This window comes from Vibrio crassostreae 9ZC13, assembly GCF_000272045.2.
In the GTDB taxonomy this organism is placed as follows: Bacteria; Pseudomonadota; Gammaproteobacteria; order Enterobacterales; family Vibrionaceae; genus Vibrio; species Vibrio crassostreae_C.
This window is the reverse complement of the sequence record NZ_AJYZ02000040.1, coordinates 245,550-271,283: the sequence shown is the minus strand read 5'-3', so window position 1 is coordinate 271,283 and position 25,734 is coordinate 245,550. Positions and strand designations below refer to the sequence as shown.

At 40.1% G+C, this 25,734-nt stretch carries 25 protein-coding genes; 13 read left to right on the top strand and 12 right to left on the bottom strand.

Annotated elements, in window-relative coordinates:
* Positions 1–4: 4 nt before the first annotated feature.
* From A136_RS13825 to tviB, 6 genes are all read right to left on the bottom strand, one after another.
* The gene (locus tag A136_RS13825; protein WP_017063114.1) at positions 5–1,168 is read right to left on the bottom strand and encodes a glycosyltransferase family 4 protein; all 1,164 of its coding nucleotides are present in this window, start codon (positions 1,166–1,168) and stop codon (positions 5–7) included.
* The gene (locus tag A136_RS13820; protein ID WP_017063113.1) at positions 1,161–2,249 is read right to left on the bottom strand and encodes a glycosyltransferase family 4 protein; all 1,089 of its coding nucleotides are present in this window, start codon (positions 2,247–2,249) and stop codon (positions 1,161–1,163) included. The genes A136_RS13825 and A136_RS13820 overlap by 8 nt, the downstream gene beginning before the upstream one ends.
* A complete protein-coding gene (locus A136_RS13815; protein WP_017063112.1) occupies positions 2,224–3,429 on the bottom strand; it encodes a hypothetical protein in 1,206 nt (401 codons plus the stop codon). The genes A136_RS13820 and A136_RS13815 overlap by 26 nt, the downstream gene beginning before the upstream one ends.
* The gene (locus A136_RS13810) at positions 3,404–4,687 is read right to left on the bottom strand and encodes an O-antigen polymerase (RefSeq protein WP_017063111.1); all 1,284 of its coding nucleotides are present in this window, start codon (positions 4,685–4,687) and stop codon (positions 3,404–3,406) included. Before A136_RS13810 ends, A136_RS13815 begins: the two co-directional genes overlap by 26 nt.
* Before the next feature lie 437 nt (positions 4,688–5,124).
* On the bottom strand, positions 5,125–6,165 hold the full coding sequence (locus A136_RS13805) for an NAD-dependent epimerase/dehydratase family protein (RefSeq protein WP_017063110.1): 1,041 nt from the start codon (positions 6,163–6,165) through the stop codon (positions 5,125–5,127).
* A gap of 106 nt (positions 6,166–6,271) precedes the next feature.
* On the bottom strand, positions 6,272–7,552 hold the full coding sequence (gene tviB, locus A136_RS13800) for a Vi polysaccharide biosynthesis UDP-N-acetylglucosamine C-6 dehydrogenase TviB (protein WP_017063109.1): 1,281 nt from the start codon (positions 7,550–7,552) through the stop codon (positions 6,272–6,274).
* Between the two features lie 503 nt (positions 7,553–8,055).
* On the opposite strand from tviB, the gene A136_RS13795 reads away from it, so the two are divergent.
* The 5 genes from A136_RS13795 (at position 8,056) to A136_RS13775 (ending at position 12,422) form a co-directional block, all read left to right on the top strand.
* Complete coding sequence (locus A136_RS13795; RefSeq protein WP_017063108.1) at positions 8,056–8,490, top strand: rhodanese-like domain-containing protein; 435 nt, start codon at positions 8,056–8,058, stop codon at positions 8,488–8,490.
* A 122-nt stretch (positions 8,491–8,612) separates the two neighbouring features.
* On the top strand, positions 8,613–9,080 hold the full coding sequence (secB, locus tag A136_RS13790) for a protein-export chaperone SecB (protein ID WP_009847959.1): 468 nt from the start codon (positions 8,613–8,615) through the stop codon (positions 9,078–9,080).
* Positions 9,081–9,258: 178 nt separating this feature from the next.
* A complete protein-coding gene (gpsA, locus tag A136_RS13785; protein ID WP_017063107.1) occupies positions 9,259–10,323 on the top strand; it encodes an NAD(P)H-dependent glycerol-3-phosphate dehydrogenase in 1,065 nt (354 codons plus the stop codon).
* Between the two features lie 47 nt (positions 10,324–10,370).
* Positions 10,371–11,192: a serine O-acetyltransferase gene (cysE, locus tag A136_RS13780; RefSeq protein WP_017063106.1), complete on the top strand. Its 822-nt coding sequence runs from the start codon at positions 10,371–10,373 to the stop codon at positions 11,190–11,192.
* 78 nt (positions 11,193–11,270) lie between these two features.
* On the top strand, positions 11,271–12,422 hold the full coding sequence (locus A136_RS13775; RefSeq protein WP_029235105.1) for a murein hydrolase activator EnvC family protein: 1,152 nt from the start codon (positions 11,271–11,273) through the stop codon (positions 12,420–12,422).
* 62 nt (positions 12,423–12,484) lie between these two features.
* Here A136_RS13775 and A136_RS13770 read toward each other — a convergent pair whose 3' ends face one another.
* Both A136_RS13770 and A136_RS13765 read right to left on the bottom strand, forming a co-directional pair.
* A complete protein-coding gene (locus tag A136_RS13770) occupies positions 12,485–13,123 on the bottom strand; it encodes a TetR/AcrR family transcriptional regulator (protein ID WP_017063104.1) in 639 nt (212 codons plus the stop codon).
* Positions 13,124–13,231: 108 nt separating this feature from the next.
* Positions 13,232–14,395 carry a nucleotide sugar dehydrogenase gene (locus A136_RS13765; RefSeq protein WP_017063103.1) on the bottom strand — a complete coding sequence of 388 codons (1,164 nt, stop codon included), beginning with the start codon at positions 14,393–14,395 and terminating at the stop codon, positions 13,232–13,234.
* A 152-nt stretch (positions 14,396–14,547) separates the two neighbouring features.
* On the opposite strand from A136_RS13765, the gene rfaD reads away from it, so the two are divergent.
* From rfaD to A136_RS13745, 4 genes are all read left to right on the top strand, one after another.
* Entirely contained in the window at positions 14,548–15,489 is a 942-nt protein-coding gene (gene rfaD / locus A136_RS13760) for an ADP-glyceromanno-heptose 6-epimerase (RefSeq protein WP_017063102.1), read from the top strand.
* Between the two features lie 134 nt (positions 15,490–15,623).
* Entirely contained in the window at positions 15,624–16,580 is a 957-nt protein-coding gene (lpxM, locus tag A136_RS13755) for a lauroyl-Kdo(2)-lipid IV(A) myristoyltransferase (RefSeq protein WP_017063101.1), read from the top strand.
* Between the two features lie 113 nt (positions 16,581–16,693).
* Positions 16,694–17,440 carry a glycosyltransferase family 25 protein gene (locus A136_RS13750; protein ID WP_017063100.1) on the top strand — a complete coding sequence of 249 codons (747 nt, stop codon included), beginning with the start codon at positions 16,694–16,696 and terminating at the stop codon, positions 17,438–17,440.
* Positions 17,441–17,444: 4 nt separating this feature from the next.
* A complete protein-coding gene (locus tag A136_RS13745; protein WP_017063099.1) occupies positions 17,445–18,524 on the top strand; it encodes a glycosyltransferase family 4 protein in 1,080 nt (359 codons plus the stop codon).
* Between the two features lie 241 nt (positions 18,525–18,765).
* Here A136_RS13745 and A136_RS13740 read toward each other — a convergent pair whose 3' ends face one another.
* The 3 genes from A136_RS13740 to A136_RS13730 are packed head-to-tail and all read right to left on the bottom strand — an operon-like array spanning position 18,766 to position 20,787.
* Positions 18,766–18,975 (bottom strand): hypothetical protein, encoded by a 210-nt coding sequence (locus tag A136_RS13740; RefSeq protein ID WP_017063098.1) that lies wholly within the window; start codon positions 18,973–18,975, stop codon positions 18,766–18,768.
* A 3-nt stretch (positions 18,976–18,978) separates the two neighbouring features.
* Positions 18,979–19,746: a glycosyltransferase family 2 protein gene (locus A136_RS13735; RefSeq protein WP_017063097.1), complete on the bottom strand. Its 768-nt coding sequence runs from the start codon at positions 19,744–19,746 to the stop codon at positions 18,979–18,981.
* Between the two features lie 9 nt (positions 19,747–19,755).
* On the bottom strand, positions 19,756–20,787 hold the full coding sequence (locus tag A136_RS13730; protein ID WP_029235104.1) for a CDP-glycerol--glycerophosphate glycerophosphotransferase: 1,032 nt from the start codon (positions 20,785–20,787) through the stop codon (positions 19,756–19,758).
* A gap of 132 nt (positions 20,788–20,919) precedes the next feature.
* Between A136_RS13730 and waaA the strand changes: the two genes are divergently transcribed.
* A complete protein-coding gene (waaA, locus tag A136_RS13725; protein ID WP_017063095.1) occupies positions 20,920–22,182 on the top strand; it encodes a lipid IV(A) 3-deoxy-D-manno-octulosonic acid transferase in 1,263 nt (420 codons plus the stop codon).
* Positions 22,183–22,222: 40 nt separating this feature from the next.
* Here the strand turns inward: waaA and A136_RS13720 are convergent, their stop codons facing one another.
* Positions 22,223–22,936, bottom strand: a complete 714-nt coding sequence (locus A136_RS13720) for a 3-deoxy-D-manno-octulosonic acid kinase (RefSeq protein ID WP_017063094.1) — start codon at positions 22,934–22,936, stop codon at positions 22,223–22,225.
* Between the two features lie 96 nt (positions 22,937–23,032).
* Here A136_RS13720 and A136_RS13715 point away from each other — a divergent pair, with 96 nt between their 5' ends.
* The 3 genes from A136_RS13715 (at position 23,033) to A136_RS13705 (ending at position 25,602) form a co-directional block, all read left to right on the top strand.
* Entirely contained in the window at positions 23,033–24,115 is a 1,083-nt protein-coding gene (locus tag A136_RS13715) for a glycosyltransferase family 9 protein (RefSeq protein ID WP_017063093.1), read from the top strand.
* A gap of 1 nt (position 24,116) precedes the next feature.
* A complete protein-coding gene (gene coaD, locus A136_RS13710) occupies positions 24,117–24,599 on the top strand; it encodes a pantetheine-phosphate adenylyltransferase (protein ID WP_017063092.1) in 483 nt (160 codons plus the stop codon).
* 250 nt (positions 24,600–24,849) lie between these two features.
* On the top strand, positions 24,850–25,602 hold the full coding sequence (locus A136_RS13705; RefSeq protein ID WP_017063091.1) for a glycosyltransferase family 25 protein: 753 nt from the start codon (positions 24,850–24,852) through the stop codon (positions 25,600–25,602).
* Positions 25,603–25,734 lie beyond the last annotated feature (132 nt).

Sequence of the window (25,734 nt, the reverse complement as noted above, 5' to 3'; positions counted from 1 at the left end):
TCAATTACTCACAGTCAAAATAGCAACCCAATGTTTGCTTTACAATATGTTTAGAATGATACTTTCTATCAAAAATAAGCTTCGAACGCCCTTTATTTCTATCAATCAAAGCGCTGTCTATATTAATAATAGCTGAGGCTAATGAAATAGACGATTTAGGCTTAATAAGATCGCCATTCCAACGGTCAACAACAGTTTCATTACAACCAGGAGCATCTGTAGTCACGATATATTTGTCGTAATATAGAGCCTCGATTATCGCGCGGGGAGTCCCTTCTCTATAAGAAGGGAGTACCACTACATCACTCAATTGGATATATTGAAAGATATTAGGTTTGTGTTCAAAAAAAATCGCATTTCTTAATTTCGTGTTGGAAATTTTTGTTTTTGTCATACCTGATGCTTCATCTAATGATGGAGAACCTATATGTAGAAAAACGAAATCATCTCTTACCAGATTGATGCGCTCAATGGCCTCTATATACTCGTTGATACCTTTTTCAAACAATGCTCTGCTAGGATATAAAACGAGTAACTCATGTCCCAAAAATCCATGCTGCTTTAAAAATTCCACCTTATTTATAGGTTTAACCTTATTGCTTGGAATCATGCTTGGATCAAATCCTGAACCATTAGTTACTAAAACCTTATCTGACTTCAGTAGTCCCTTAGATAGAAAGTAGTTTGCATCATCATGGTTCTGAAAGAATATATTATTAGATCTCCTACCCAAAATACGATAAATCCAATTAACTAATAATCGGCCAAACCAATAGCTAACTTTATCATAGGAATAGAGGAGTCCCATCCCCGTTACTGATAGGTATAATCTATTTTTATTATTAGAGAGTATACTAGCAAGCCCACCAACAACATTAGCTTTATGTGTAAAACAATGAATAATATCTGGTTTAACTTCTAATATTTTATTTAATATAAAAACAAACAATTTTATAATTGATACTAACCCAATAGACCTTCCAGAAAAGTCTGCAGTATGCGTTACAACACCCATACGTTTCAAGTCACCAATAAAGCTTCCTTCCGGACTAGATGCAGTAGAAATACTATGCACTTCATGTCCTTGCTCAATTAAGGCCTTGATAATTGGATAACGAAATTTGTATAAAGCGCCATCAGAGTTGCAGATTAATAGACATTTAGCCATTAAAATCACCTTCAATAAAATCTAAGTATTTATCGCATTGTGACTCAAGGGTATACCCTTCCCTTACCACACGATTACCTTCAAGTCCTATTTTCAATCTGAGTTTTTCATCATTGATAAGTTTAAAAAGCATTTCATACCATTCATCATCATCGTGAGCGTATAACCCCGACTCACCATTCTTAACTAAAACACTATTCTCGCCCACAGGACTGCAAACCACGGGTTTAGACATTGCCATATATTGAATCAATTTAAAAGCACACTTACCTTTTTCAAATCGAGAATCATTCAAAGGCATAATACCTATATCAATATAACTTAGTTCCAATATTTCATGCTCTTCCGACCATTGAATTACTTTATTTCTAAAACGCAAATTTTCACAAAACTCTTTATCTGCACCAATCAAGTGAACTTCGACGTCTAAATTCTCCTGCAAGCGACTAATCGCGCTCTCCACACTTAGCAGATATTGGGATGAAGTTGGGGAACCAATCCAACCAATAACAATTTTATTGTCACTTCTGGAGCGTTTACATTTTTCCTTATTATACCTTTGGTAGTCAATCACAGTTGGTATTTTTACCACTCTTCGAGCTCCCACTGACTTAGCAAATCTTAGTATATATTCACTTCCAGCATTAACTCCGCTTGCCCATTGGATAATTCGACGATGCTTGTTATACAGAAAAGAAAAGAAGTAACTCTCTTTAAACTTATCATAATTATGCCAAACAGCATCGTCATAATCTAAAATATAATTACGCCCAGTCACTTTGAACATCCATTCAAAGATCGGAGGAAAGTACGGAACCACCTCTTTTTCAATTATTAAAATAGATTTATTGTCCAATAACAAATATAAAGAAACCGCCAGTCTTTTTAATATTGCCCATATTGCGAGAAAGTAATACAGCTTATTACCTGAATATTTAAGAATCAAATAATCATCACAAAAAAGGGGGGCGTGAACAACCTTATATCCTTTCCCAATAAGAAAAGGAAAATATTGTAGACTGCGATATCTACTGCTAGCACCTAAACTTTGATGCTTAGTTAGATAAAATATCTTTTTCATTGTTAATTTTCTCTCGAATATGATAGAAACAATACATGATAGAAACAAGTTCCATAATAACACTTGCAATTAAGATCGAGTATTCATTAAAAATCCCGGCCAATGTTATTATTAAAATGAAATTAACACATAATGATATAATGCTAATTTTAAAAACATGGGAAACAAGGTTAAACTTAAATAGCAAGAAAGACTGAATTGAAGTGAACATTGAAAGTGTAGCTGATATAAAAAAGAACATAAAGAATATTGGCTTCATATCATACAAATAATAAGCAAGCATGCAAACAAATACAACAGATAAATAAACAAATCGAGAACTATAAAACAAATATTCTTTCATCACACGAAAGAATGATACAGCATTATTGATTGATGATTTAGCTATCTTATCAACATAGTAACTGCTTGAAATATACGTTGTGACAAAAATAAAAATAGAAACCATCAACATATAGTTACCTATTATCACTATATCTTTCTCTAAGAGTAGTATTGGCATCAATAGTGCGTAAACTCTTCCTCCCAATATTGATAGACAATTTTGCATGTAGAAATATTTACCGTCGAGTATATTTAGATCACACGAAAAACCATGTGAAGCATTGTCTTTACGGGAGACATTAACTCGCCAACTTGAATAATAAACAACGCATTCAATAAGCCTATATGCAAGAACTAAATATAGAACCCAACTATAATAAGGAAAAAATATTAGTATAGGAAAAATAGAAAACAAAAAAACAGGGAAAGAAAGTATATAACTATACTCTTTATTAACAAAGTAAAATGAACTATATGAAACATTAATCGAAGAAAGCAAACAAATAAATTGCATCGATAATATTATATTTACTTCCATATCAAAGAAAAAATATAATATAGCTGAAATGAGCGTAGAAAAAGGAATGGCCACCAAAATTTTATAGTATAAAATCTTGGTTACCCCCCCAGTAAAGCTATCACTTTTAGAAGATAGCTTCGATAACATGTACTTTAGTGGGAATATATCGACTAGAGTCAAAAATATTACACAAATAGGAATTAAAATAACAACCTTTGAGTAATTATATTCATCCATCACAATACTAGAGATAAACATCAAGCCTATGTATAGGCCTGAGTTAGCAGCTCGAAAAGAGAATCTTCCTACGCTATTCCATATTGATTTGTTTAACATAGAGCAAAGCAACCCTCTTAAATAATGCGCATACTAACAGCAAAAAAGATAAGTAAAGGATAGTGTCATTAAACTTATAAGCAACTAATGACAAAACACAAACAGGTAAAAATGATGCATACAAAAAGGTTATTGTGAAGTTTCTCTTTATTTTAGAAAAATAGTCTACAGCTGACAATACAAAACCTAAAACAATAGATGATAGAAAAGCACCCCATAGAGATAACTCATTTATAATAGCAAGATGCATAGTATAGACATTTGTAACAACCCCTCCTACCTCGATAAAATCTAGCACAGAGGAATTAACTGAAATATATTCAAAGCCTAAGACCTTATTAACAATTAAATAAAACTTATTCAGTATTGTAGGTAGATAAGGTTCAAATATTACATTGTTGTATGTAAATAATTTTCCGTCTAAAGCATAAAGTGCGCCTATTGCATAGTCGTAGGGATAAAGAAGAACATTTGTAGTCAAACTAGATAGATCATTCAGACTATTCAAACTTCCCACATCATTGTCTATAGCTTTCCCGGTAAAAACAGAAAATAAGATAATGAACAAGTAAAATAATACAACTGCGATAATACTAAAATAAATCAATCTTATATCATTAGTGTTTGTCCGTCGATACTTCACACCGAACATCATTATTATACATGTGATGAAGTTAATTTTAGCCCCAGTAAAAAGCAGGCTAAGCAATACCAAAGCAATTCCAATGTATTCGACCTTATACAATTTGGTAAAACACGACTTATAGACAGCAAGGCAACAACTTAAAGAACCAAATATATAATAATAAATCAGAACTCCCGTATCGTTATTAATTTTATTAATATTTGATCTTGCTTGACCACTAAACAGAAAGTTTAAAAGACCAATTTCTTTTTCAATAGTTACTATAAAAACTAAAAAAAGAGAAAACCATATTAGCCAGGATAACTTTGTTAGTGATGCTATATTTTTTAAATTTTCAAAATCATTGTTCTCATGATAATCTAGACTAGAGTCACCTTCAAAAGATAAGTAAGAAATAACATACGATAAATTAAAAGCTAACAAATAACATAGCAAATATAGCCGAATCTCAACACTAAGCTCTCCAAAGGAAGATAGATCGAGTTGAGCTAGAAAAATTGCAAACAGCCAAGTCATATTGAAAACAAGATAAAGACTAAGCCCCCCATTATCTAACCTAGCTTTTAAAGCAATGACCGTAAAAATCATTAAGAACAAAAATATTATAAACATAAAATAATCATTTCAACCTAAATAATCAGAGTAACATCATTAAAAACTATATGGTCGCTAAGCTTTTATAATATTTAATTTCAATATAGAAATGAACATATCTCTATCAAAGATCACATAAACCACTTAATCAGAATTCCGACAAGCTATCTTAAACTAATATAAATTATAGAGGTTCATAACTCTGATTGACTCCAATATCAAACTACTCCAGCTAAAAAACTCTATTCGAGAAAGTGAAGAGTTACACAGAGTCTTGCTAGCAAGATAATATCCATTAATAAATAACCTAACCTTATTATGGGTTAAAATATCACCTGCTACTCTAGAAAATATCGACAACTCTTCAAGTGAAAATTTCAATTAGCTTTTCTATGAAAAATATTCACTTATTCTTTATACTGGTAGCTTATACTTCAAAGAAAATATCCATCGCACTATTTAGAATCATATTTCTTCACATACCAGGATACGGCATGCTTAATGGCTTTGTCTATTCTATGGGTTGGCTCATAACCTAATTTCAATTTAGCTTTTTGTATACTAGCTTGGGAGTGTCTAACATCACCCACACGGAAGTCTCTATAGGATGGTAATGTAGACAAATTGAAGTTCAATTCATTTAGTGAATTCTGTATCGAGCTATAAAGCTCATTTAAACTAGTCCTATCGCCAAGAGCAACATTGTATACTTCATCTTTAGCTTCATCAGGAGCTAAAGCAGCTAGAATGTTCATCTGTATTGTATTATCAATAAAGCAAAAATCTCTACTCGTTTCACCATCACCATTAATAAACACTTCTTCTTTCTTAATCATTGATGCTGTCCACTTTGGTATAACAGCCGCATAAGCACCATTGGGATCCTGTCTAGGCCCAAACACATTGAAATAACGTAGGCCAATAGTTTTAAAGCCGTAAGTACGTGCATAGACTCCAGCATAAAGCTCATTTACATATTTAGTAACAGCGTAAGGCGATAGTGGACTGCCAATATTTTCTTCTACTTTTGGTAACGCTGGATGGTCACCATAGGTTGAGCTGCTCGCAGCGTAGGTAAAACTACTCACTTGAGCTTCTTTTGCTGCCGTCAACATATTTACGAAACCAGTAATGTTTGCAGCATTGGTTGTGACAGGATCTGCAATTGACCTTGGCACACTGCCCAGAGCTGCTTGATGGAGGACATAGTCGACCGCAACTTCACCTAGACCAATAGCTTTCTCACAATCGGCGTAATTTCGAATATCACCTTCAATAAAAGAAAAACGCTTCCATTGCTCCTCAGTTACAAGCGAACGCACTTCATCCAAATTGTGCTGATGCCCTGTAGCAAAGTTATCTAGTCCAACCACTTTTTGATTTAATTTCAAGAGCGTCTCGAGTAGGTTGGAACCGATAAAACCTGCTACTCCTGTAATTAACCACTTTTGGGGAGATTCCGTTAATTGCTTTTTTATTTGATCATATTGAGTCATATCGGCCACTTGTTTAAGCTTAATGATTAAGGGGAAATAAAAGTACTATTTTGAGATAACGTGCTAATTTTCGCAGCACGTTATTTTAGGTTTGAGAGCATTAGCATTAGAGACGCATGTCTACATCGCTTTTTTCTAAGACATATTTTAAGTCATACAAGACATGTGTTTCTTTACCGAACTCTCTAATTTTTTCTGCACCTAACTGCTTGAATTCATCATGTGATACCGCTAAAACAATACCATCATAATGATTCAACTGTGCTTCTTTGATGACCGATAAACCATACTCGTGCTGTGCTTCCTCGTTTGAACACCAAGGGTCAAGAACATCAACGTTAATGTTGTATTCTTTAAGTTCAGAAACAATATCGATCACTTTAGTATTCCTAAGATCTGGGCAGTTTTCTTTAAACGTTAAGCCCATAACAAGTACATTAGCGCCTTCAACATGAATACGCTTTTTAAGCATACTTTTAACCAACGTAGAAACTACATACCCCCCCATACCATCATTCAAACGACGACCGGCTAGAATCATCTCCGGGTGATACCCTACTGTTTGAGCTTTATGTGTTAAGTAGTATGGGTCCACACCAATACAGTGACCGCCAACAAGACCAGGACGAAATGGTAAGAAGTTCCATTTAGTACCTGCCGCTTCTAATACTTCAAGAGTATCAATATTCAACTTATTAAATATAATTGAAAGCTCATTGATTAATGCAATATTCACATCTCGCTGAGTATTTTCAATGACTTTTGCCGCTTCTGCTACCTTAATGCTTGATGCTTTGTGTGTACCTGCGGTTATTATCGTTTTATACAATTGGTCTACAAATTCAGCCACTTCATCAGTAGAACCACTAGTCACTTTCAAAATATTAGTTACACGGTGCTCTTTATCGCCAGGGTTTATACGCTCAGGTGAGTATCCAGCAAAAAAATCTTTATTAAATGTTAAACTCGCTACATTCTCAACAACAGGAATACATACCTCTTCAGTCGCGCCAGGGTAAACTGTTGACTCATAGATGATAACATCACCTTTAGAAATAACAGAACCTAGTGCTTCCGACGCTTTAATCAACGGTGTCAAGTCCGGTTGTTTATACTCATCAATAGGGGTAGGAACGGTAACAATATAAACGTTACACTCTTTTAGCTCTTCAAGCGAAGCTGTATAAGTAAGATGAATAGCTTCTGCTAACTCATCACTCCCACATTCTAAGGTACTATCAATACCTTTAGCTAATTCATCAATACGACTTTGGTTAATATCAAAACCGATGGTTGCTTGCTTTTTACCGAATTCAACGGCTAGAGGTAGCCCAACATAACCTAATCCAATAATACCAATGTTCGCTTTCTCTAACGAAAAGTTCATATAATTTCACCTGATAGATATAAAAAATTTATCCACCTCAGTCATTCCTTCCCTACTAACTCTGCGAACTCACTTGTTAACACCTTGTTGCATAGACTTACATTTGGGAACGCTACCGCCCTTAGGTTTAGCTCCCAAAGGCGGTCAGTAGATAAAGGCTTACCGAGGTAAGCACAGTCATTTTAAATAGGCAGGATTGTAGCAAATAGCATGTGCATACTCTACGTTTATATTGATATCCCTTACTAAACGTCGCCATTGCAGATGACCTAAAAGAACATTTTATATACCGCAAAATTTTGTATCTTAAAAAATACGAGATTCGAAACAAAAAAACAGCATAACGAGACACAAGCAGACACCCAGAATATCAACGACTAACATTAGCAGGTTCACCTCAATAGTATTTGCCCAACAACATGCTCCCTCTGTATTCTCCCATCCTTTATCGCTATACTCCTGATCTATAGTTTTTCGCCCAATAACGAATAAGAGTTCAAGATATGCAAGAGTTAGTTCCATTTGTTCAAGAGAATATGATTTTAGCCATCGTATGGATCGGCTTGGTTGTTGCCATCATTGCGAACGTTATCAAAACATCAAACGCAGCCTACAAAGAGATCACGGCAGCGCAAACTACACAACTGATCAACCGTGAAAACGGCGTTGTGGTTGATATTCGTACTAAAGATGAGTTCAAAAAGGGCCATATTACGGACGCAGTTCACATTTTGCCGTCAGACATCAAAGCAAATAGCTTTGGTAGCCTTGAAAGCCACAAAGCAGACCCAATCATCGTAGTATGCAAGACAGGTCAAACCGCTCAAGAAAGCGCGAACTTGCTGGTTAAAGCAGGTTTCGAAAACGTAAGCGTACTGAAAAGCGGCTTAGTGGCTTGGAGCGAAGCTAACTTACCTTTGGTTAAAGGTAAGAAGTAGTTAAAGGTGAAAAACTTTTAAAGACAAGCAGTAAGCTGACCCGATTACACGAATATAACTTTAAGGTTTTGTTCGGCAGATATAACGAACAAAACCTAATTTAAATTTTTAAGGACAAGAAAATGGCTGAAGCAGCACAACAAGACGCACAACAAAACTTCGCAATCCAACGCATCTTCCTAAAAGATGTATCTTTCGAAGCGCCAAACTCTCCAGACATGTTTCAAAAAGAGTGGAACCCAGATGTAAAACTGGACCTAGACACTCAAAGCCGTGAACTTGGCGAAGGCGTTTACGAAGTAATCCTACGTCTAACTGTTACAGTTAAGAACGCAGAAGACACTGCATTCCTTTGTGAAGTTCAACAAGGCGGTATCTTCTCTGCAAGCGAAATGGAAGCTGGTCAACTGGCTCATTGCCTTGGTGCATTCTGCCCGAACATCCTGTTCCCATACGCTCGTGAAACGATTTCTAGCCTAGTGGTTAAAGGTACGTTCCCACAACTGAACCTAGCACCTGTAAACTTCGATGCTTTGTTCATGAACTACCTACAGAACCAAGCTCAGCAAGCTGAAGGCGAACAGGCTTAAGTCTCAAAGTAGAACTTAACTCTAACGATTCAAGCGCTAGTTCGCTTTTAAATGCACATCGCAACTTCTGCGATGTGCATTTTTTCTTTACACTGTACTAAAGTTGAAAGCTCTTCTTATTTTAGTGGAAAGCTTTTCCAGAATTCTTCGATTTCCCTCAATATTTTTAGGTGGAAGCATGACAGACACAACTCACCCGACCAACACGACAGACGCTTACGGTAAAGACAGCGCTTACGGAAAAGAGATCGCCATGACTGTCATTGGTGCAGGTTCTTACGGAACCTCTTTAGCTATCTCTCTAGCGCGTAACGGTGCAAACGTTGTTCTTTGGGGGCATGACCCTGCTCATATGGCTCGCCTTGAATCTGAGCGCGCTAATAATGAGTTTCTACCAAATATAGAATTCCCAGAAAGCCTGATCATTGAATCAGACTTAGAAAAAGCAGTGACTTCAAGCCGAGACCTTTTACTTGTAGTCCCGAGCCACGTATTCGGCGTTGTGCTTAATAGCGTTAAACCTTACTTAGCCTCAGACTCTCGCATCTGTTGGGCGACCAAAGGCTTAGAGCCAGAGACCGGCCGCCTGCTTAAAGATGTCGCGCATGATGTGCTTGGTGATGGTTACTCACTAGCAGTTCTATCTGGCCCTACTTTTGCGAAAGAGCTTGCGATGGGTATGCCGACCGCAATTTCAGTTGCCTCACCAGACAAGAGCTTCTTAAAAGAGCTACAAGAGAAAATTCACTGCGGCAAAACATTCCGTGTGTATGCGAACTCAGATTTCATTGGTATGCAGCTTGGCGGCGCGGTTAAAAACGTTATCGCAATTGGCGCTGGCATGTCAGATGGTATTGGCTTTGGTGCTAACGCTCGTACAGCACTGATCACGCGTGGTTTAGCTGAGATGAGTCGGTTGGGCGCAGCACTTGGCGCACAACCAGAAACCTTTATGGGCATGGCTGGATTAGGCGATTTAGTACTGACATGTACCGATAACCAATCCCGTAACCGTCGCTTTGGTTTAGCGCTTGGCTTAGGTAAGGACGTCGATACGGCGCAAGAAGAAATCGGCCAAGTGGTCGAAGGGTATCGCAACACCAAAGAAGTTTGGTTACTATCAGAACGCATGGGCGTTGAGATGCCAATTGTTGAACAAATTTATCAAGTGTTGTATCAAGGGAAAGATGCCCACTTAGCTGCGCAAGATCTGCTTGCTCGAGACAAGAAGTCAGAGCGATAACACCACGTATCAAGTCGTGGAATGAAATAGATAAGATGGATGGAAAAATGAAACACTGTGAACAACAAAAAGTTTGGCAATGCATTGTGAAGGAAGCTCGACAGCTGTCAGAGCAAGAGCCTATGCTTGCGAGTTTTTACCATGCCACGATCATCAACCACGAAAGCTTGGGCGCCGCGCTCAGTTATATTCTGGCAAACAAGTTAAAGACCGCCTCAATGCCTGCAATGGCTGTACGTGAAGTGGTTGAACAAGCATTTAAGCAGGACCAATCGATTATTGATGCTGCCGCTTGTGATATTTGTGCAACAGTGACTCGAGATCCGGCGGTAGAGATGTATTCAATGCCTCTACTTTATCTTAAAGGCTACCATGCTCTGCAAGGTTACCGAGTCGCTAACTGGCTATGGAAACAAGGTCGTATTGCTCTTGCGACTTACCTGCAAAATCAAATTTCAGTCGCTTGCCAAGTAGATATCCACCCGGCTGCACGTATCGGCAAAGCAATCATGCTCGACCACGCAACAGGCATTGTTATCGGTGAAACGGCTGTAGTCGAAAATGACGTGTCGATTCTTCAAGACGTGACCCTAGGTGGTACCGGTAAAGAAGGCGGTGATCGACACCCTAAAATCCGTGAAGGCGTAATGATCGGTGCCGGCGCTAAAATCCTTGGCAATATTGAAGTGGGTGAAGGCGCTAAGATTGGCTCTTGCTCTGTAGTTCTGCAGGCTGTACCACCTCATACTACCGTGGCGGGCGTGCCAGCAAAGATCGTAGGTAAACCTAAAACTGACAAACCATCTTTAGACATGGATCAGGGATTCAACGGTCGTTCACAGAACTTTATTCATGGTGATGGGATTTAACCAGCAGTAGCGGAAAACGAGCATCAATGAGATTCGCATAAAACATAAACAACCTACAAGTAGATGAATAACAACTAAATGACGATAATGATGAAACAAATTCGAGCCATTAGTTCAACTCTCCTGATATCAGCGAGCCTCTGTGTTGCTCTTTTATCTACATCGTCATTTGCTGCATCTCAAGGTGAACTGAAAGGTGTATCTAGCGAGATATCTCGCCAACAAAAGAATCTATCCTCACAACAGAAAAAACTCGATAGCCTACAAGCGAGCCTCAAAAAACAAGAGCTCTCCATTGCTTCGCTTGAAAAAGCTATCCTAGACAGTAAAAAGCAGCTCAATACTGCTAATGCTAATATTGCTAATTTAGACACAAAGATTAAAGCGCTCACTGCACAGAAAAAAGTCCAGACAGACAAGTTAGAGCAGCTCATTCAGACTTACTACATGACGAGTCGAGCTAAGGCTTCTTCTCACATTCTCAACACCGGTATAGAAGAAGATCGCATCAGTCATTATTACCAGCACCTTGCCAAAGCTCGCTCCGCAACCATTAAAACGATTGAACAGACGCAACTTGAATTAGAAGAAAGCCACAAACAGCGTCAACTTGAGCAAGAACAGATAGCAACACTGCTAAAACAGCAAACCACCAAGCGCGATACGTTAGCCAAAACTCAAACGCAGCGTAAGAAAACGGTTGGCAGCATCAAGAAAAACATCTCGGGTGACAAGAATTACCTAGCAGAGCTTCAGCGAAATGAAACACGCCTCAAAGCTGAAATAGCGAAAGCAGAAAAAGCGGCTCGAGAACGACGTAATGCAGTCCCGATGGATGGCCTAGCAAAACGTAAAGGTAAGCTGCCTTGGCCGATCAAAGATAAAGTTCTACATAACTACGGTTCACGTCAAACGGGGCAAATTAACTGGAAAGGCATGGTGATAAACGCCAAGTACGGTCAGCAGGTAAAATCGGTTTACTCTGGCACGGTGGTATTTGCAGAGTATCTGCGTGGCTATGGATTAGTGGTGCTACTTGACCACGGTAAAGGTGATATGACGCTCTACGGCTTTAACCAAGCACTTTTAAAGAAAGAAGGTGACAAGGTTAAAGCTGGCGAAGCGATTGCGCTTGCTGGTGACACTGGCGGCCAAACGCGCCCTTCACTGTACTTTGAGATTCGCAGAAACAGCCAAGCCCAAAACCCGAAGAGTTGGTTAGTTCGATAAAGAGCAGATACGGGATGCGAGTATCTTTCTTCGAATCCCGTATACCGCTTACTCGTCTCTTTCTATTTAGAGTTCAACGCCCTTACACCATCTTCTAATAATGTCAGCTGTTCAAAACCTTGCGCGGTCGCAATTGGTTTAACGGTCGCTATCATCTGCAGCATTCCTTGATGAACGACTTGCTCGGTAATTTGGGCTTTTGGAGACATCGCAGACTGATACGCCAACCAACCCGATGCGATCAAGTGAAGAGAAGTGACCATCGATTTCATTTCCGTATCCGTTGCTTTGAGCAGGTTCAACTCAACGAAGGCTCGCATGATATCGACAAGATTCGTTTGCAGCTTTTCTTGTACGGCCATGTAATCAAGGTGGAGTTTTTCATCACGTGACAATATTTCAGGCAGATTCGCATAGAAGAATCGGTACTTCCACATCAGTGTGAAGATAGAATCTAAGTAAGTCTTTAGTAACGTCAGGCTTTCTTGTTGGCCTTGAATCGGTGTGAACCTTTCAAGTAACTCTGTCGAATAGAGAGTAAAGATGTCACGGACAATTTCTTGCTTGTTGCGGAAATGGTAGTAGAGGTTACCAGGGCTAATCTCGATATGCTCAGCAATATGATTGGTCGTAATACTACGCTCACCGTGCTCATTAAAAAGCTCTAGAGCAGCGTAAACAATCTTGTCACGTGTTTTCATTAGTTATTAGTATCCCTATCCGTTTAGGGGTTCAGTATATCGCCACTAAACGGATAGATCGAGCTGTTAACATCTGGTCTAATTAGCATTAGCTAAAATAGAGCCGAATCAATCACTGCCAAACAGATCTCGTGTGTACACCTTATCTGCAACGTCTGCGATCTCTTCTACCATTCGATTAGAAACAATCACATCGGACACCGCTTTGAACTCAGCAAGATCAGAATAGACTTTCGAGTTAAAGAAGTGCTCTTCTTTCAATACCGGTTCAAACACGACGACTTCGATGCCTTTGGCTTTTAAACGCTTCATGATCCCTTGGATGGAAGAAGCACGGAAATTGTCAGAGCCCGCCTTCATGATCAAACGATAAATACCGACAATTTTAGGCGAGCGCTTAATAATTGAATCCGCAATGAAGTCTTTTCGGGTACGGTTTGCATCAACAATCGCACCCACAATGTTGTTTGGTACATCTTGATAGTTTGCTAATAGTTGCTTGGTGTCTTTTGGTAAGCAGTAACCACCGTAACCAAATGAAGGGTTGTTGTAATGATTGCCGATACGAGGGTCTAAGCCAACACCTTCTATGATCTGACGAGAATCCAAGCCATGCGCTTCCGCGTAAGAATCAAGCTCATTGAAATAAGAAACTCGCATCGCTAGGTAGGTATTTGAGAACAGTTTTACTGCTTCTGCTTCTGTTGAGTTAGTAAACAAAACATCGATGCTTTCTTTTTCTGCGCCTTCAACCAGCAGATTCGCAAACACTTTAGCGCGTTCCGAACACTCACCAACGATAATACGTGATGGGTGTAGGTTATCGTACAGGGCTTTGCCTTCGCGTAAAAACTCAGGTGAGAACATAACGTTTTCACAGTTCAGTTCTTGCTTAACACGCTCAGTATAACCAACAGGGACCGTTGATTTGATCACCATAACAGCATTTGGATTGATATCCATAACGTCTTTAATGACCGATTCTACAGAGCTGGTATCAAAGTAATTATTTTTTGGATCATAATCGGTTGGTGTAGCAATGATGACAAACTCAGCATCTTTGTAAGCCGCTTTATCTGTTGTCGCCCTGAAATTCAGCGCCTTATTTGATAGAAAGTGCTCAATCTCATTATCTACAATCGGTGACTGCTTATTATTCAGCATTGCCACTTTTTCATCGATGATATCTACCGCAATGACTTCATGATGTTGTGCCAAAAGCATAGCGTTTGATAGACCCACATACCCTGTACCGGCTACTGCAATCTTCATGATAATACCTATAGTTTTGAGTAATTAACTCAACATAATTTATAACTTAGCTTGCCGTATCATACTCTGGTTGGGGAATTATTCCACTAGCCCGCTTTATCCATTCCTTGCTATACTCGTGACAGTTTTGTATTCAAAAGAGTTAGAAAATTATGATTATCGTAACGGGTGGTGCTGGCATGATTGGCAGCAATATTGTTAAGGCGCTTAATGAAGCGGGCCACAACGATATTCTAGTCGTCGACAACTTAAAAGATGGTAAGAAATTTAAGAACCTTGTAGACCTAGACATCACGGATTACATGGATCGTGATGACTTCCTAACTCAAGTCATGGCCGGTGATGATTTTGGTCATATTGAAGCTGTTTTCCATGAAGGAGCATGCTCTGCTACCACTGAGTGGGATGGCAAATACATGATGCTCAACAACTATGAATACTCAAAAGAGCTACTTCATTACTGTGTTGAACGTGAAATTCCTTTCTTGTATGCCTCTTCAGCTGCAACTTACGGTGAAACCGACACTTTCATTGAAGAACGAGAGTACGAAGGTGCATTGAATGTCTACGGCTATTCAAAACAACAATTTGATAACTACGTTCGCCGCTTAACCGCGGATGCAGCAGCACACAACGAAAAGCTTTCGCAAATCGTAGGGTTTCGTTACTTCAATGTTTATGGTCCACGCGAGCAACACAAAGGCAGCATGGCCTCTGTCGCTTTCCACCTAAACAACCAAATGAATTCCGGTGAAAACCCGAAATTGTTCGCAGGTAGCGAAACCTTTAAGCGTGATTTTGTGTATGTAGGTGATGTTGCGGCTGTAAACTTGTGGTTCTTAGAAAATGGGGTATCTGGCCTCTTTAATCTAGGTACTGGCAATGCTGAGTCGTTTGAAGAAGTCGCCAAGGCAGTTATCAAGCACCATGGTAAAGGCGAAATCGAAACGATTCCTTTCCCTGAGCATTTAAAAGGTGCTTACCAAGAATTCACTCAAGCAGACCTAACCAAGCTTCGCGGTACAGGTTGCGATATCGAGTTTAAAGCAGTAGCCGATGGCGTTGCTGAGTACATGAAGATCGTAAACGCTTAACGGTATATTTCAGATTAGGACCAATAATACACCCTACTTTTAGCGTGTATTATTGGGAATGTCTAACGAATATAATCATTCCCAGAGTGACCGATATTAAGTTAACTCTCTGATTTAAATAATGTAGTGAATGAATGACCACACAACGCAATGATTTTGATCCAAAAGCTTACAATCCTGAGTTTGAATGGGGTTTTCTAGCACCTAAATACTGGGGAACTTGGATTGCTGTTTTGTTATCGTCTTTAGTCTGCTTCTTACCTAATAGCATTCGTTTAGCATTAGCTAAGTTTATGGCTAAGCAAGCTGTAAAAATTAGGAATAAGGCTAACCGCCGGGCTCGAGTGAACCTTGAGATGTGTTTCCCTGAGCAATCAATCGAAGAGCGCGAAGAAACTCTCTATCAGTCATACGTTACTTCCATCTCATTTTTGATGGGATTTGCTTCACTGACACTCAAGAGTAAAACTTGGCTAGAGAATAACACTGCGATAAACGGCCTAAGCAACCTAACCGATATTATAGACAGTGGCGAGAATGTGATCTTGCTGGTGCCACACACATGGGCTATCGATATCCCAGCGGTATTATTAGCTTCACGCAATTTACCTGTATCTGCGATGGCGAAAGCACAAAAAAACAAACTCAGTGACTGGCTAATGCACCGACAGCGCGTGCAATACGGCGGTCGTGTTTATGATCGCAGCGGTGGTATCAAACCTTTCATCAAGTCGGTACGTGATGGGTACCTGGGTTACTACCTCCCTGATGAAGATCTTGGCCGTGAGCACAGTGTCTTCGTTGACTTTTTCGCGACTCAAAAAGCAACTATCTCAGGCCTTGGTCGCCTATCAAAACTAAGTAAAGCTAAAATTGTGCCCTTGTTTGCTCAATACGATAGCAGTACAGGCCAATACGCCTTGGACTTCTACCCTGCTCTACCATTCCCAACAGGAGGCGAAGAGGAGGACGCGCGTATGATGAATCAATGTATTGAAGACTACGTAAGCAAAAAGCCTGAGCAATATATGTGGATCTTAAGACTGCTTAAGACTCGTCCGGAAAGTAATGACAACCCGTATCACAGATAAACATAAACCTGAGATATTATAGATGAGAAATCATACAACTAGAGCATTCACGCTCCACAAAGATCCTATCATTGTTATTATTACCCGATCGCTTAAGATGTAAGAGAATTACCATGACTAAAATTTTTGTCATAAACTTAGAATCTTCGACAGAGAGAAAAGAGAACATTAGTCGTCAACTAGATGAACTATCTCTTCCTTTTGAGTTTTTTTCTGCGATAGATGGCCGAATGTCTCCTCCTCATCCGCTACTGAAACTTTATAACGATGATTTAAGCCAAACATACAGAGCAAAGACATTGAGTGCAGGACAGCTAGGATGCTATGCAAGCCACTTTTTATTATGGGAAAAGTGTGTTGAACTCAATCAGTCAATAATCGTAATTGAAGATGATGCTCTTCTATATAAAGAAGAATTCCTCAACTTCATTCGAGATATTAGTGATATACCAGAAAATGTAGAGTGTGTGAGATTATTCAAAAATAAACGCCGTAAATATGATTCTTACGAAGTGTTCGAAGCTAATTCCACTAGTATTCATAAGTTCACTAAAGGGCATATGAGTGCAACAGCCTATTTCTTGAGGCCTTCAGGGGCGAATAAATTCCTTGAACATTCAAAAGAGTGGTATATGGCCGTAGATATTTATATGGACCGATTCTGGCAAAACGATGTTGAATGCTATGGAACTGCTGTTCCTTGTTTAACAAACGACCCTAAGTTTGATTCTGATATCGGGTATGAAAAACGCACTAGCACTAGAAGCTTATTCAAGAAATGTAAGCGTGAGTGGTTCAATTTAAACGAAACAATTCAACGTAATTTACATAATATAAAATTCAAATACTCGAAGCGGTAACTCAATGAAAATTCTTATTGCTAGTTCTTACTACCATGCTCGAAATAGCGTACGCCCTGAAGCCGAAATGTTTGTTGAAATGGTAAAGCAAGGCCATGAGGTAACAGTTATTACCCAAGGAGATGCAGAATACACTCAACGGTTTAGAGAGTGTGGTGTGAAAGTTATTGATGCATACCCTAATAAAAAGATTTGTTTAAAAACTATCAGGACTTATAAGAAAGAACTTAAAAATAAAAGCTATGACATCTTTTATGCATTTAATTCCAAAACAATCCCAAACGCGGCGTTTGCTTGTATTGGTACAGAAACCAAATTAATCACATATCGCGGGACTACGGGCGGCCTATATCGCCATGATCCTTCCGCTTACCTTACTCACCTACACCCAAAAGTCAGCGGCATTGTTTGCGTATCAAAAGCTGTTGCTAACGACGTGAAAAAGAGAGCTTGGTGTGACAAAGAAAATGTAGTAACTATTTATAAAGGTCATGAACTAAACTGGTATACTGTTCAAGCAAATAAGCCGGAAGAATTTGGCTTAGATTCAAGTAAAGTCATTGCTGTATGTGCCGCGCATGTAAGGCCAAGTAAAGGGATTGATGTTCTAATTGAGGCTACACGCTTTGTTGAAAACCCTGACTTCCACCTCCTTTTAATTGGCAGTGGTTACGAGCCTTACTTTGATATGGCCCAAAAAAGCCCTATGTCGGAGAGAATCCACTTCATTGGTCACAGAAAAGATGTTCCATCGATAATGGCAATGGCTGACTTTCAAATCCAGCCATCGATCAGTGGGGAAGGCCTTCCAAGAACGATCGTTGAAGCCATGGCTAATGGGACACCATCAATCGTAACGACAACAGGTGGCTCTCCAGAGCTAATTGAAGAAAACGAAACTGGTCACATTGTTCCCGTAAAAAACGCTCAGTTATTAGGTGAATCAATAAACAATATGGCAAATAATAAAGAACAATGCGTGGAGATGGGACGTAAAGCAAAGATCAGACTTCAGCGCTACTTTTCGTCATCAGAAACAGTAAAACAGCACATTAACTTTTTTGAAAAATTAACTAAGAAATAATTTAATGCTATTAGGGTAGGGGAAATGATTTAACCTACCCTAACAATTGAGTTTTTATCTTTGATAATTTTATTTATCACTTCTTTTCGAATCTTAACTATCGCATTTAGTTGTTCCGAAGAACTCAACTGGTAATTGTTCTTGTCATTGGCTAAGGGGTTTAACCCTAATCTTTTTCCGTTCTAGACCACCTTACACCACAAGTAGTACATTTATCAGATAACTTAGGGACACTCTACCCTCATACGCCTGATGAGAAGATAATAACTTCGTCCGCACCTGAAAGAGTTTTATTTAATCGCTTCTCCGTCAAAATCGTCCCTATGCCTAAAAAATAACGAGAGCTATCTTCTACAATCAAGTCACCAAACAGTTGTGGCCATAGCCAAGGGTTAAGATCATCCCCTACATTGTAAGTATCTGACAGGCAGTACTCTAATTTAAAAGCCACTGGTTAACTCCTTTCTTTTTCGATAAGCCACAAGCCGACATATTTATTGAAATTCACCTGAGCGTAAGTCATAGCCATAATGAAACCGACACTACCATCCATAAAGCCACGACGGATAATGTACACAAGGAAAAACGTCCACATCGCTCGAAGTAGAGCAAGGAATAAGCCGTGTGATTTCTTGCCTTTACGATGGTACTTTTGCGAGCCGAGCCAGGCGTACTGCGCTGCTTTATCTAGGCCGTGGCCATAGTCACGATGGGTGTAATGAAGAAGAAATCCCTTCAATATCCCTGTAGAGCCTTGCTCCGGAACGACGGTCTCGTGAACCTCGTCTAACGTATATCGAGAGCCTTCTCTCTTAAACAGTCTTAATACTGCACGAGCACTGCGGCCATGTTTTAGAGTCGTGCCATAAAGAGTCACTCCCCAAGGCAGTTTGTACGCAGTGTGTTTGATTTGGTCTTGTTTTAATAGTTCAACAAGAGCGTCGCTCATCTCTTTATCGAGAGCTTCGTCAGCATCAATTGATAGCACCCAATCACATGTCGCTTTATCTAGCGCTCGCTGTTTTTGCTTACCAAAGCCAGGCCAATCTGTGATTGTCACGTTATCTGTATATTTTTGGCATATTTCAACGGTTGCGTCCGTTGATCCGCTGTCTAACACAATTAGCTCATCGGCAATATCAACAACAGATTTAAGGCAAGTTTCAATTCGGTCTTCTTCATTCTTGGTAATAACAATGACAGACAGGGTATGTTTTCTCATTATTCAGCCCTAGAATTTCCAATAGTTTAATGATTTACGGATTTTAAAGTTACGAATCCAATTTTTTGGCTTGTTATCTTGCCAGCCGCTTTCTAGCACATCAGTAATAGCACTCAGAACTCTCGCTGAGGATTGCCCATCTAAATATGGTGTTATTGACGGGCCGTAATGAGCGATAGCGTTATCTCTTTCTTCATCAGGTAGCATTGCTTGCTTAATTGCTGATTCTAATTGCTCGGCTTGAGTAATGTTAATAAAGCTTGCTTGAGGGTCTCGATTATTTACCGTGACAACAGGCTTATTGAGCAACAAGAATTCCTGAAATATCGATGAGTTGTCACACACCATAACATCAGCACGATGTTGCATTTCAATCACTCGGTCATTATCGAAAAAGAGAAGGTTATCCCCTTCCAGTGCTTGATATTTCGCTCTCGTCTCTTGATTCATTTTCGGATGAAGAGTCACTAACCATTGCCACTGACTCAGTTGACTGAGGCGCTTAAGCTCTTCATAAACCAACTCTGCACACGATAAGCTTGGCGAAAAAGTGGAAGCGAACAGAATTTGAGGTCTCTCATGACGATTCTCACTAGCTTGATAATTAAACAAGCTATCGAGCTTCAGCCACCCGGTCTCTTTAACTTGAAAATAGCCGCGCTGTTTAGCTAGTGGTTCCAATGAGCTCGTTCTTTCATGGCCTTCAGTGCAATACAAATCAAATAGACCACGTTCAGGATATAAGTTCCCTCGTTTGCTCTCGTTCAAACCATGAAATACTTGTACCTTCAACCCTGGAATAAACGCTGGAACACGATCGCCAGGCACTAGAACGGCAGAAGGATTAAAGGCAATAGCTTCTGTCAAAGAGACGCTCTGCTCTTGATCCAGTAAAAGATGTTCAGAAGCGTCTTCACCAACAAGCAACCACTTAACCTCATGGCCGAGTTGCTTCGCGTAATCATAGAATGGGCGAAGAATAGCAAATGAGTAGTTTTGCTCGACATAGAGCAAGAAACGATAGGATTGATCGGTTTGAATAAGCGATGAGATAGAGTTCACCATTTCCGTTTGAAAGTGTCACTAAGCATTTAATTATAACGCTCTTTACTTTCGAGATTGAAGAAAATACTCTTCTCATTACTGATTTTACCCTCTGGTGTCACTGTTCTTATGCTTATACGACTTATCTATACTCTCATATTGTCATTAGCTTCTCCGCTACTGCTGTATGGGCTTTATAAGAGCAAACCTGGAAAGCCAAGTTTTGGTCAGCGTTGGAAAGAACATTTCGGGATCACACCGCAAACTCAAGGTAAGAATCCTATCTGGATTCACGCAGTATCGGTTGGTGAATCGATTGCCGCCGTACCGATCATCAAGCAACTGAAGCGACGCAATCCAAACCAAGCCATTATCGTTACCACGACAACCAGCACAGGTGCAGAGCAGATAGAAAAACTCGGTGATTTAGTCGAGCATCGCTACATGCCGATTGATTTTTCTTGGTGTATTCGAGGTTTTTTGAAGACTGTTCAGCCTAAACAGATGCTAATCATGGAAACCGAGTTATGGCCAAATACACTGCACTGCGTCGCGAAAGCTGGAATCCCCATTTCGGTACTCAACGCTCGCCTATCTGAACGTTCATGCCAACGCTACGCCAAATTCCAATCCGTCTTTAACCTTCTAGCGAAAAACCTTTCTCAAGTACTCTGCCAATACCCAAGTGATGCTGAGCGTTTTATACGATTAGGGTTAGATAAAGCATCGGTGCATGTGACAGGCTCAATCAAGTTTGATATTGAAGTCTCTTCTGAACAAGTAGAAAAAGGTAAAGCTTTGAGGGATCAAGTCGGCTTTAATCGTGATGTCTGGATTGCTGCGAGTACCCACCAAGGTGAAGATGAAATTGTTTTAGATGCTCATAAGCAACTTCTAAAAGACAAACCAAGAGCGTTATTGATGATTGTACCTCGTCACCCTGAACGATTCAGCCAAGTGACGGAACTGGCTAAACAGCAAGAATTCAACACCATCACTCGAACAAGTCAACAACCTATCGCCTCTGATGTTGAAGTGTATATTGCGGATACGATGGGAGAAATGTTGGTATTACTCGGCGGATCTGATGTGTGCTTTATGGGAGGAAGCCTTGTGGGCGGTAAGGTGGGTGGCCATAATCTTCTAGAGCCTGCGGCACTGCAGTTACCTTTACTCAATGGCCCTAGCTATTTTAACTTCAGCGAGATCACAGACAAACTGCTTGAAGCTCAAGCCGTCACTATTTGTCAAAATAGCCAAGATATCGCTGGCCAACTCCAACAACTGTTCAAACAATCAGAACTGCGTAAAACTAAAGGCTTAGCGGCTTATCAAGTAGTTGAGCAGAACCGAGGGGCGTTGGATAAAACCTTGGAATACATTCTTAGCTAACAACTATTTGACCTAATTAGCCTTGGTAGCCTTTTAACATCTAACCTTGATAACCCTTTAATATCGGCTCCCAATCCGACTCTTGCCATTGAATCTGGCGCTTGTTCACTTCTTTTAAGAACGAGCGCTTTAAGCGATTCAAGTTGCCTTCTTTCCAGTCATCACCCGCTTGATGACCACACTTATCAAAGTCAATAATCCACACGTTTTGCGAGTCATCAAGCAAGATATTATGAATGTTGAGATCGGTATGATTAACCCCAGCATCGTGCATCTTGCGTACCTCTTGGCCAATTCGACGATAAACATCCGCATCTATCGGGCCATTGACCAAGACATCAACCAGATCTTTGGCATTGGGAATTCGTTCAGACATTAAGTCAGCTCGATAAAGTAGTCCGCTTTTAATGGCTCTAGCAGCAATAGGCTTCGGTACATTCACACCTGCGTTTGCCAATATCTTTAGGACATTAAGCTCCATAGCGCAGCGAGTACTCTCCCAATCAGAGAAACGATATTGGTCTTCGACTAGCTTGCCAAACAATCCGCCACGGCGATAATGGCGCAATGCGGCCTGTATTCCATCAAGCTGAATGAACCATGTGGTACCGCGCCCTTGAGCACTGCCTGAAATGGCGTCTTGTTGCTGCCAATATTCAGCCTCAAAAATCTGAGCGATATCGCCCTCTGGTACCTGAGCCAAAAGTTCAGGGTCGTACCAAATTGTTTGGTTCTTGGTGCTAATCGTTTCCATCTATGAGGCCTTTGGGTCGCTTTTCGTCATTGCTATTTTACAACTAATGCGAGTATCTGCATAATTCTGATGTTATTCACTTTTTTCGGGCACTTTATGTCACTGTTCTCAACTGCACCTCAATCTCTTTGCATACTTCGCCTCTCCGCGATTGGCGATGTTTGTCATGCTATTTCTGTGGTTCAAGCCATCCAGAAGCAGTGGCCTGAAACGAAAATCACTTGGATAACGGGCAAAATAGAAGCCATGCTGATCGGCGATCTACCCGGTATTGAGGTGATTGTTTTCGATAAGAAACAAGGCTTCAAAGGAATGCGTGAATTATGGCGTCAGCTATCTGATCGTAAATTTGATGCACTTCTGCATATGCAAGCCGCACTCAGAGCCAGCGTGCTATCTTGGGGAATAAAGGCGAAGTGCAAAGTGGGATTTGGCAAAAACCGTACTCGTGAAATGCAGTCACTCTTTACCAACCACCATCTACCTATTTCAGATAAGTTTCATGTGTTGGATAACTTTGCCGAATTTGCTCGCTACATTGGTGCCCCCTTCGATAAGCCTCAATGGGATATCCCTTTAACACCTGAAGATGAACAACTCGCAATTAGCACCATGGCAGACAAGCCGACCTTGGTTATCTCCCCAGCTGCAAGCAAAGATTCACGCAATTGGTTAACTGAGCGATATGCAGCTATTGCTGATTATGCTGTCGAACAAGGCATGCAAGTGGTGTTATGTGGTTCTCCGGCACCAAGAGAAGTTAACCTTGGTAGCGACATCGAAAAATTATGCCAGTCGCCAGTAACCAACTTGATTGGCAAAACGAACTTGAAGCAACTGACTGCCGTACTGAAACATGCAACGGTGGTATTGGCACCTGATACTGGCCCAGCCCACTTGGCAACTACGCAGTCAACGCCTGTAATCGGCTTGTACGCACACAGCGACCCTCGTAGAACAGGACCTTACAACGATCTCGATATCGTAGTGAGTGTTTATCAACAGCACGTAGAAGCACAACAAGGTAAACCAGTCGCAGACCTTCCATGGGGAACCCGTGCTAAAGGCGATGACCTAATGAAAGACATCACACTCGATATGGTAAAGCAGCAACTCGATAAGGCCTTAAACTCTAGTAAAGCACCGAATTCGAACACTACATTAAGCAAGGACAGCTAAAATGAGCACACACGTTATTTATCCAGGAACGTTTGATCCGGTGACCAATGGCCACCTTGATATCATTGTTCGTGCCGCTAGCATGTTTGACCATATCACTGTTGGAGTAGCAGCGAGCCCAAGTAAAAAAACCATGTTTGAATTAGATGAACGTGTAGAGTTGTTACGTGATGCGGTGTCTCACTTACCTAACGTGTCTGTTGAAGGATTTTCGGGGTTACTGGTCGATTTTGCTAAACAGCAGCAAGCGAATGTGTTGGTGCGAGGCCTAAGAACAACCATGGATTTTGAGTACGAGTTTGGACTCACTAGCATGTACCGCAAGTTACTACCAGGGCTTGAAAGCGTGTTCCTTACCCCTTCAGAAGAATATGCTTTCCTCTCTTCAACCATTGTTCGTGAAGTCGCTATACACGGCGGGGATATTAGTCAGTTTGTGCCACAAAAAGTAGCAGACGAAATCACAATAAAAACAGCCAAGTAGTTCTCTTTATCTACTCCGAAAAATAAAAATAGCGCTCAGTGAGCGCTATTTTTATTAATACCTATAATTTAATCCGCCCCGAGCACGATCTTTCCGACACTACAGAACCACTAATAGTCAATCAGCCATACTGCCTCAACATTCTTGAAGCCCGTCACAACCATAATCGCTAAATAAGTGAACCGTTATTACAAAAATCCAGGCGAGTGTTACTATGGTTCACTATAAATAAACACATCAATATAGCTCTATGAAATCATACTGTATTACCTTGAAAAATAATCATTGTAGGCAAAGATCAACAGCCGACGCCCTTAAGGATGTTCAGGTTGATTTTGAGTTTTTTATTGGGGTGGATGCAAGAGTTGATGAGCATCCTTTACTAACCAGAATTCAAGAAAGAAATTTTTTGTACAACATGGGGAGGCCGCATGCAATTGGGGAAGTGGGGTGTTATGCAAGCCATTATCTTATTTGGCAAAAATGCATAGAGTTAAATGAACCCATTTTAGTCTTCGAAGATCATGCCGATATTGATATCGATATATTTCGCAATACTTTGACTATCGCCGAGCAGCATATTGAGCAGTGTGGTTTTATTCGCTTACAAGACAGTAAGAATAGACTACATTATTCAGTTGATAAGTACGATACACAGCATCTTGTAAAGTATTTGAAAGTTCCTCAAGGAACCGCCTGCTATGCTATATCTCCCAAAGCGGCACAAGCTTTCATCGAACAAAGTTCAACTTTTAATTATCCAGTTGATGTATTCTTAAGGAATACTTGGATTCATAAGCACCCCATGTTTGGTGTTTCTTCTGCTGGATTACAGCGTAGTAAACGGCCGTCAATTATCGGTAGTCGTAAACATAAAGGTAGAAAAGACTATTCTGTCGCCTTTATGAAGATTGTGAACAAAATAAAGAGTATGGCACTTAATCTATCAACAAACCTTTATCACCTTGCAGTACTAGATAAAGAGTTCAGACCAAAATTCTAGGTCTAGGAAAAGTACACTCACATTAAATTGCCCCCTCTCTTTATGCTTATACTTATACCTAAAAAGCAATCGTGCGATTACCTATAAAAATAGCGCTCAGTGAGCGCTATTTTTTATTCAAAGTTTATCAAT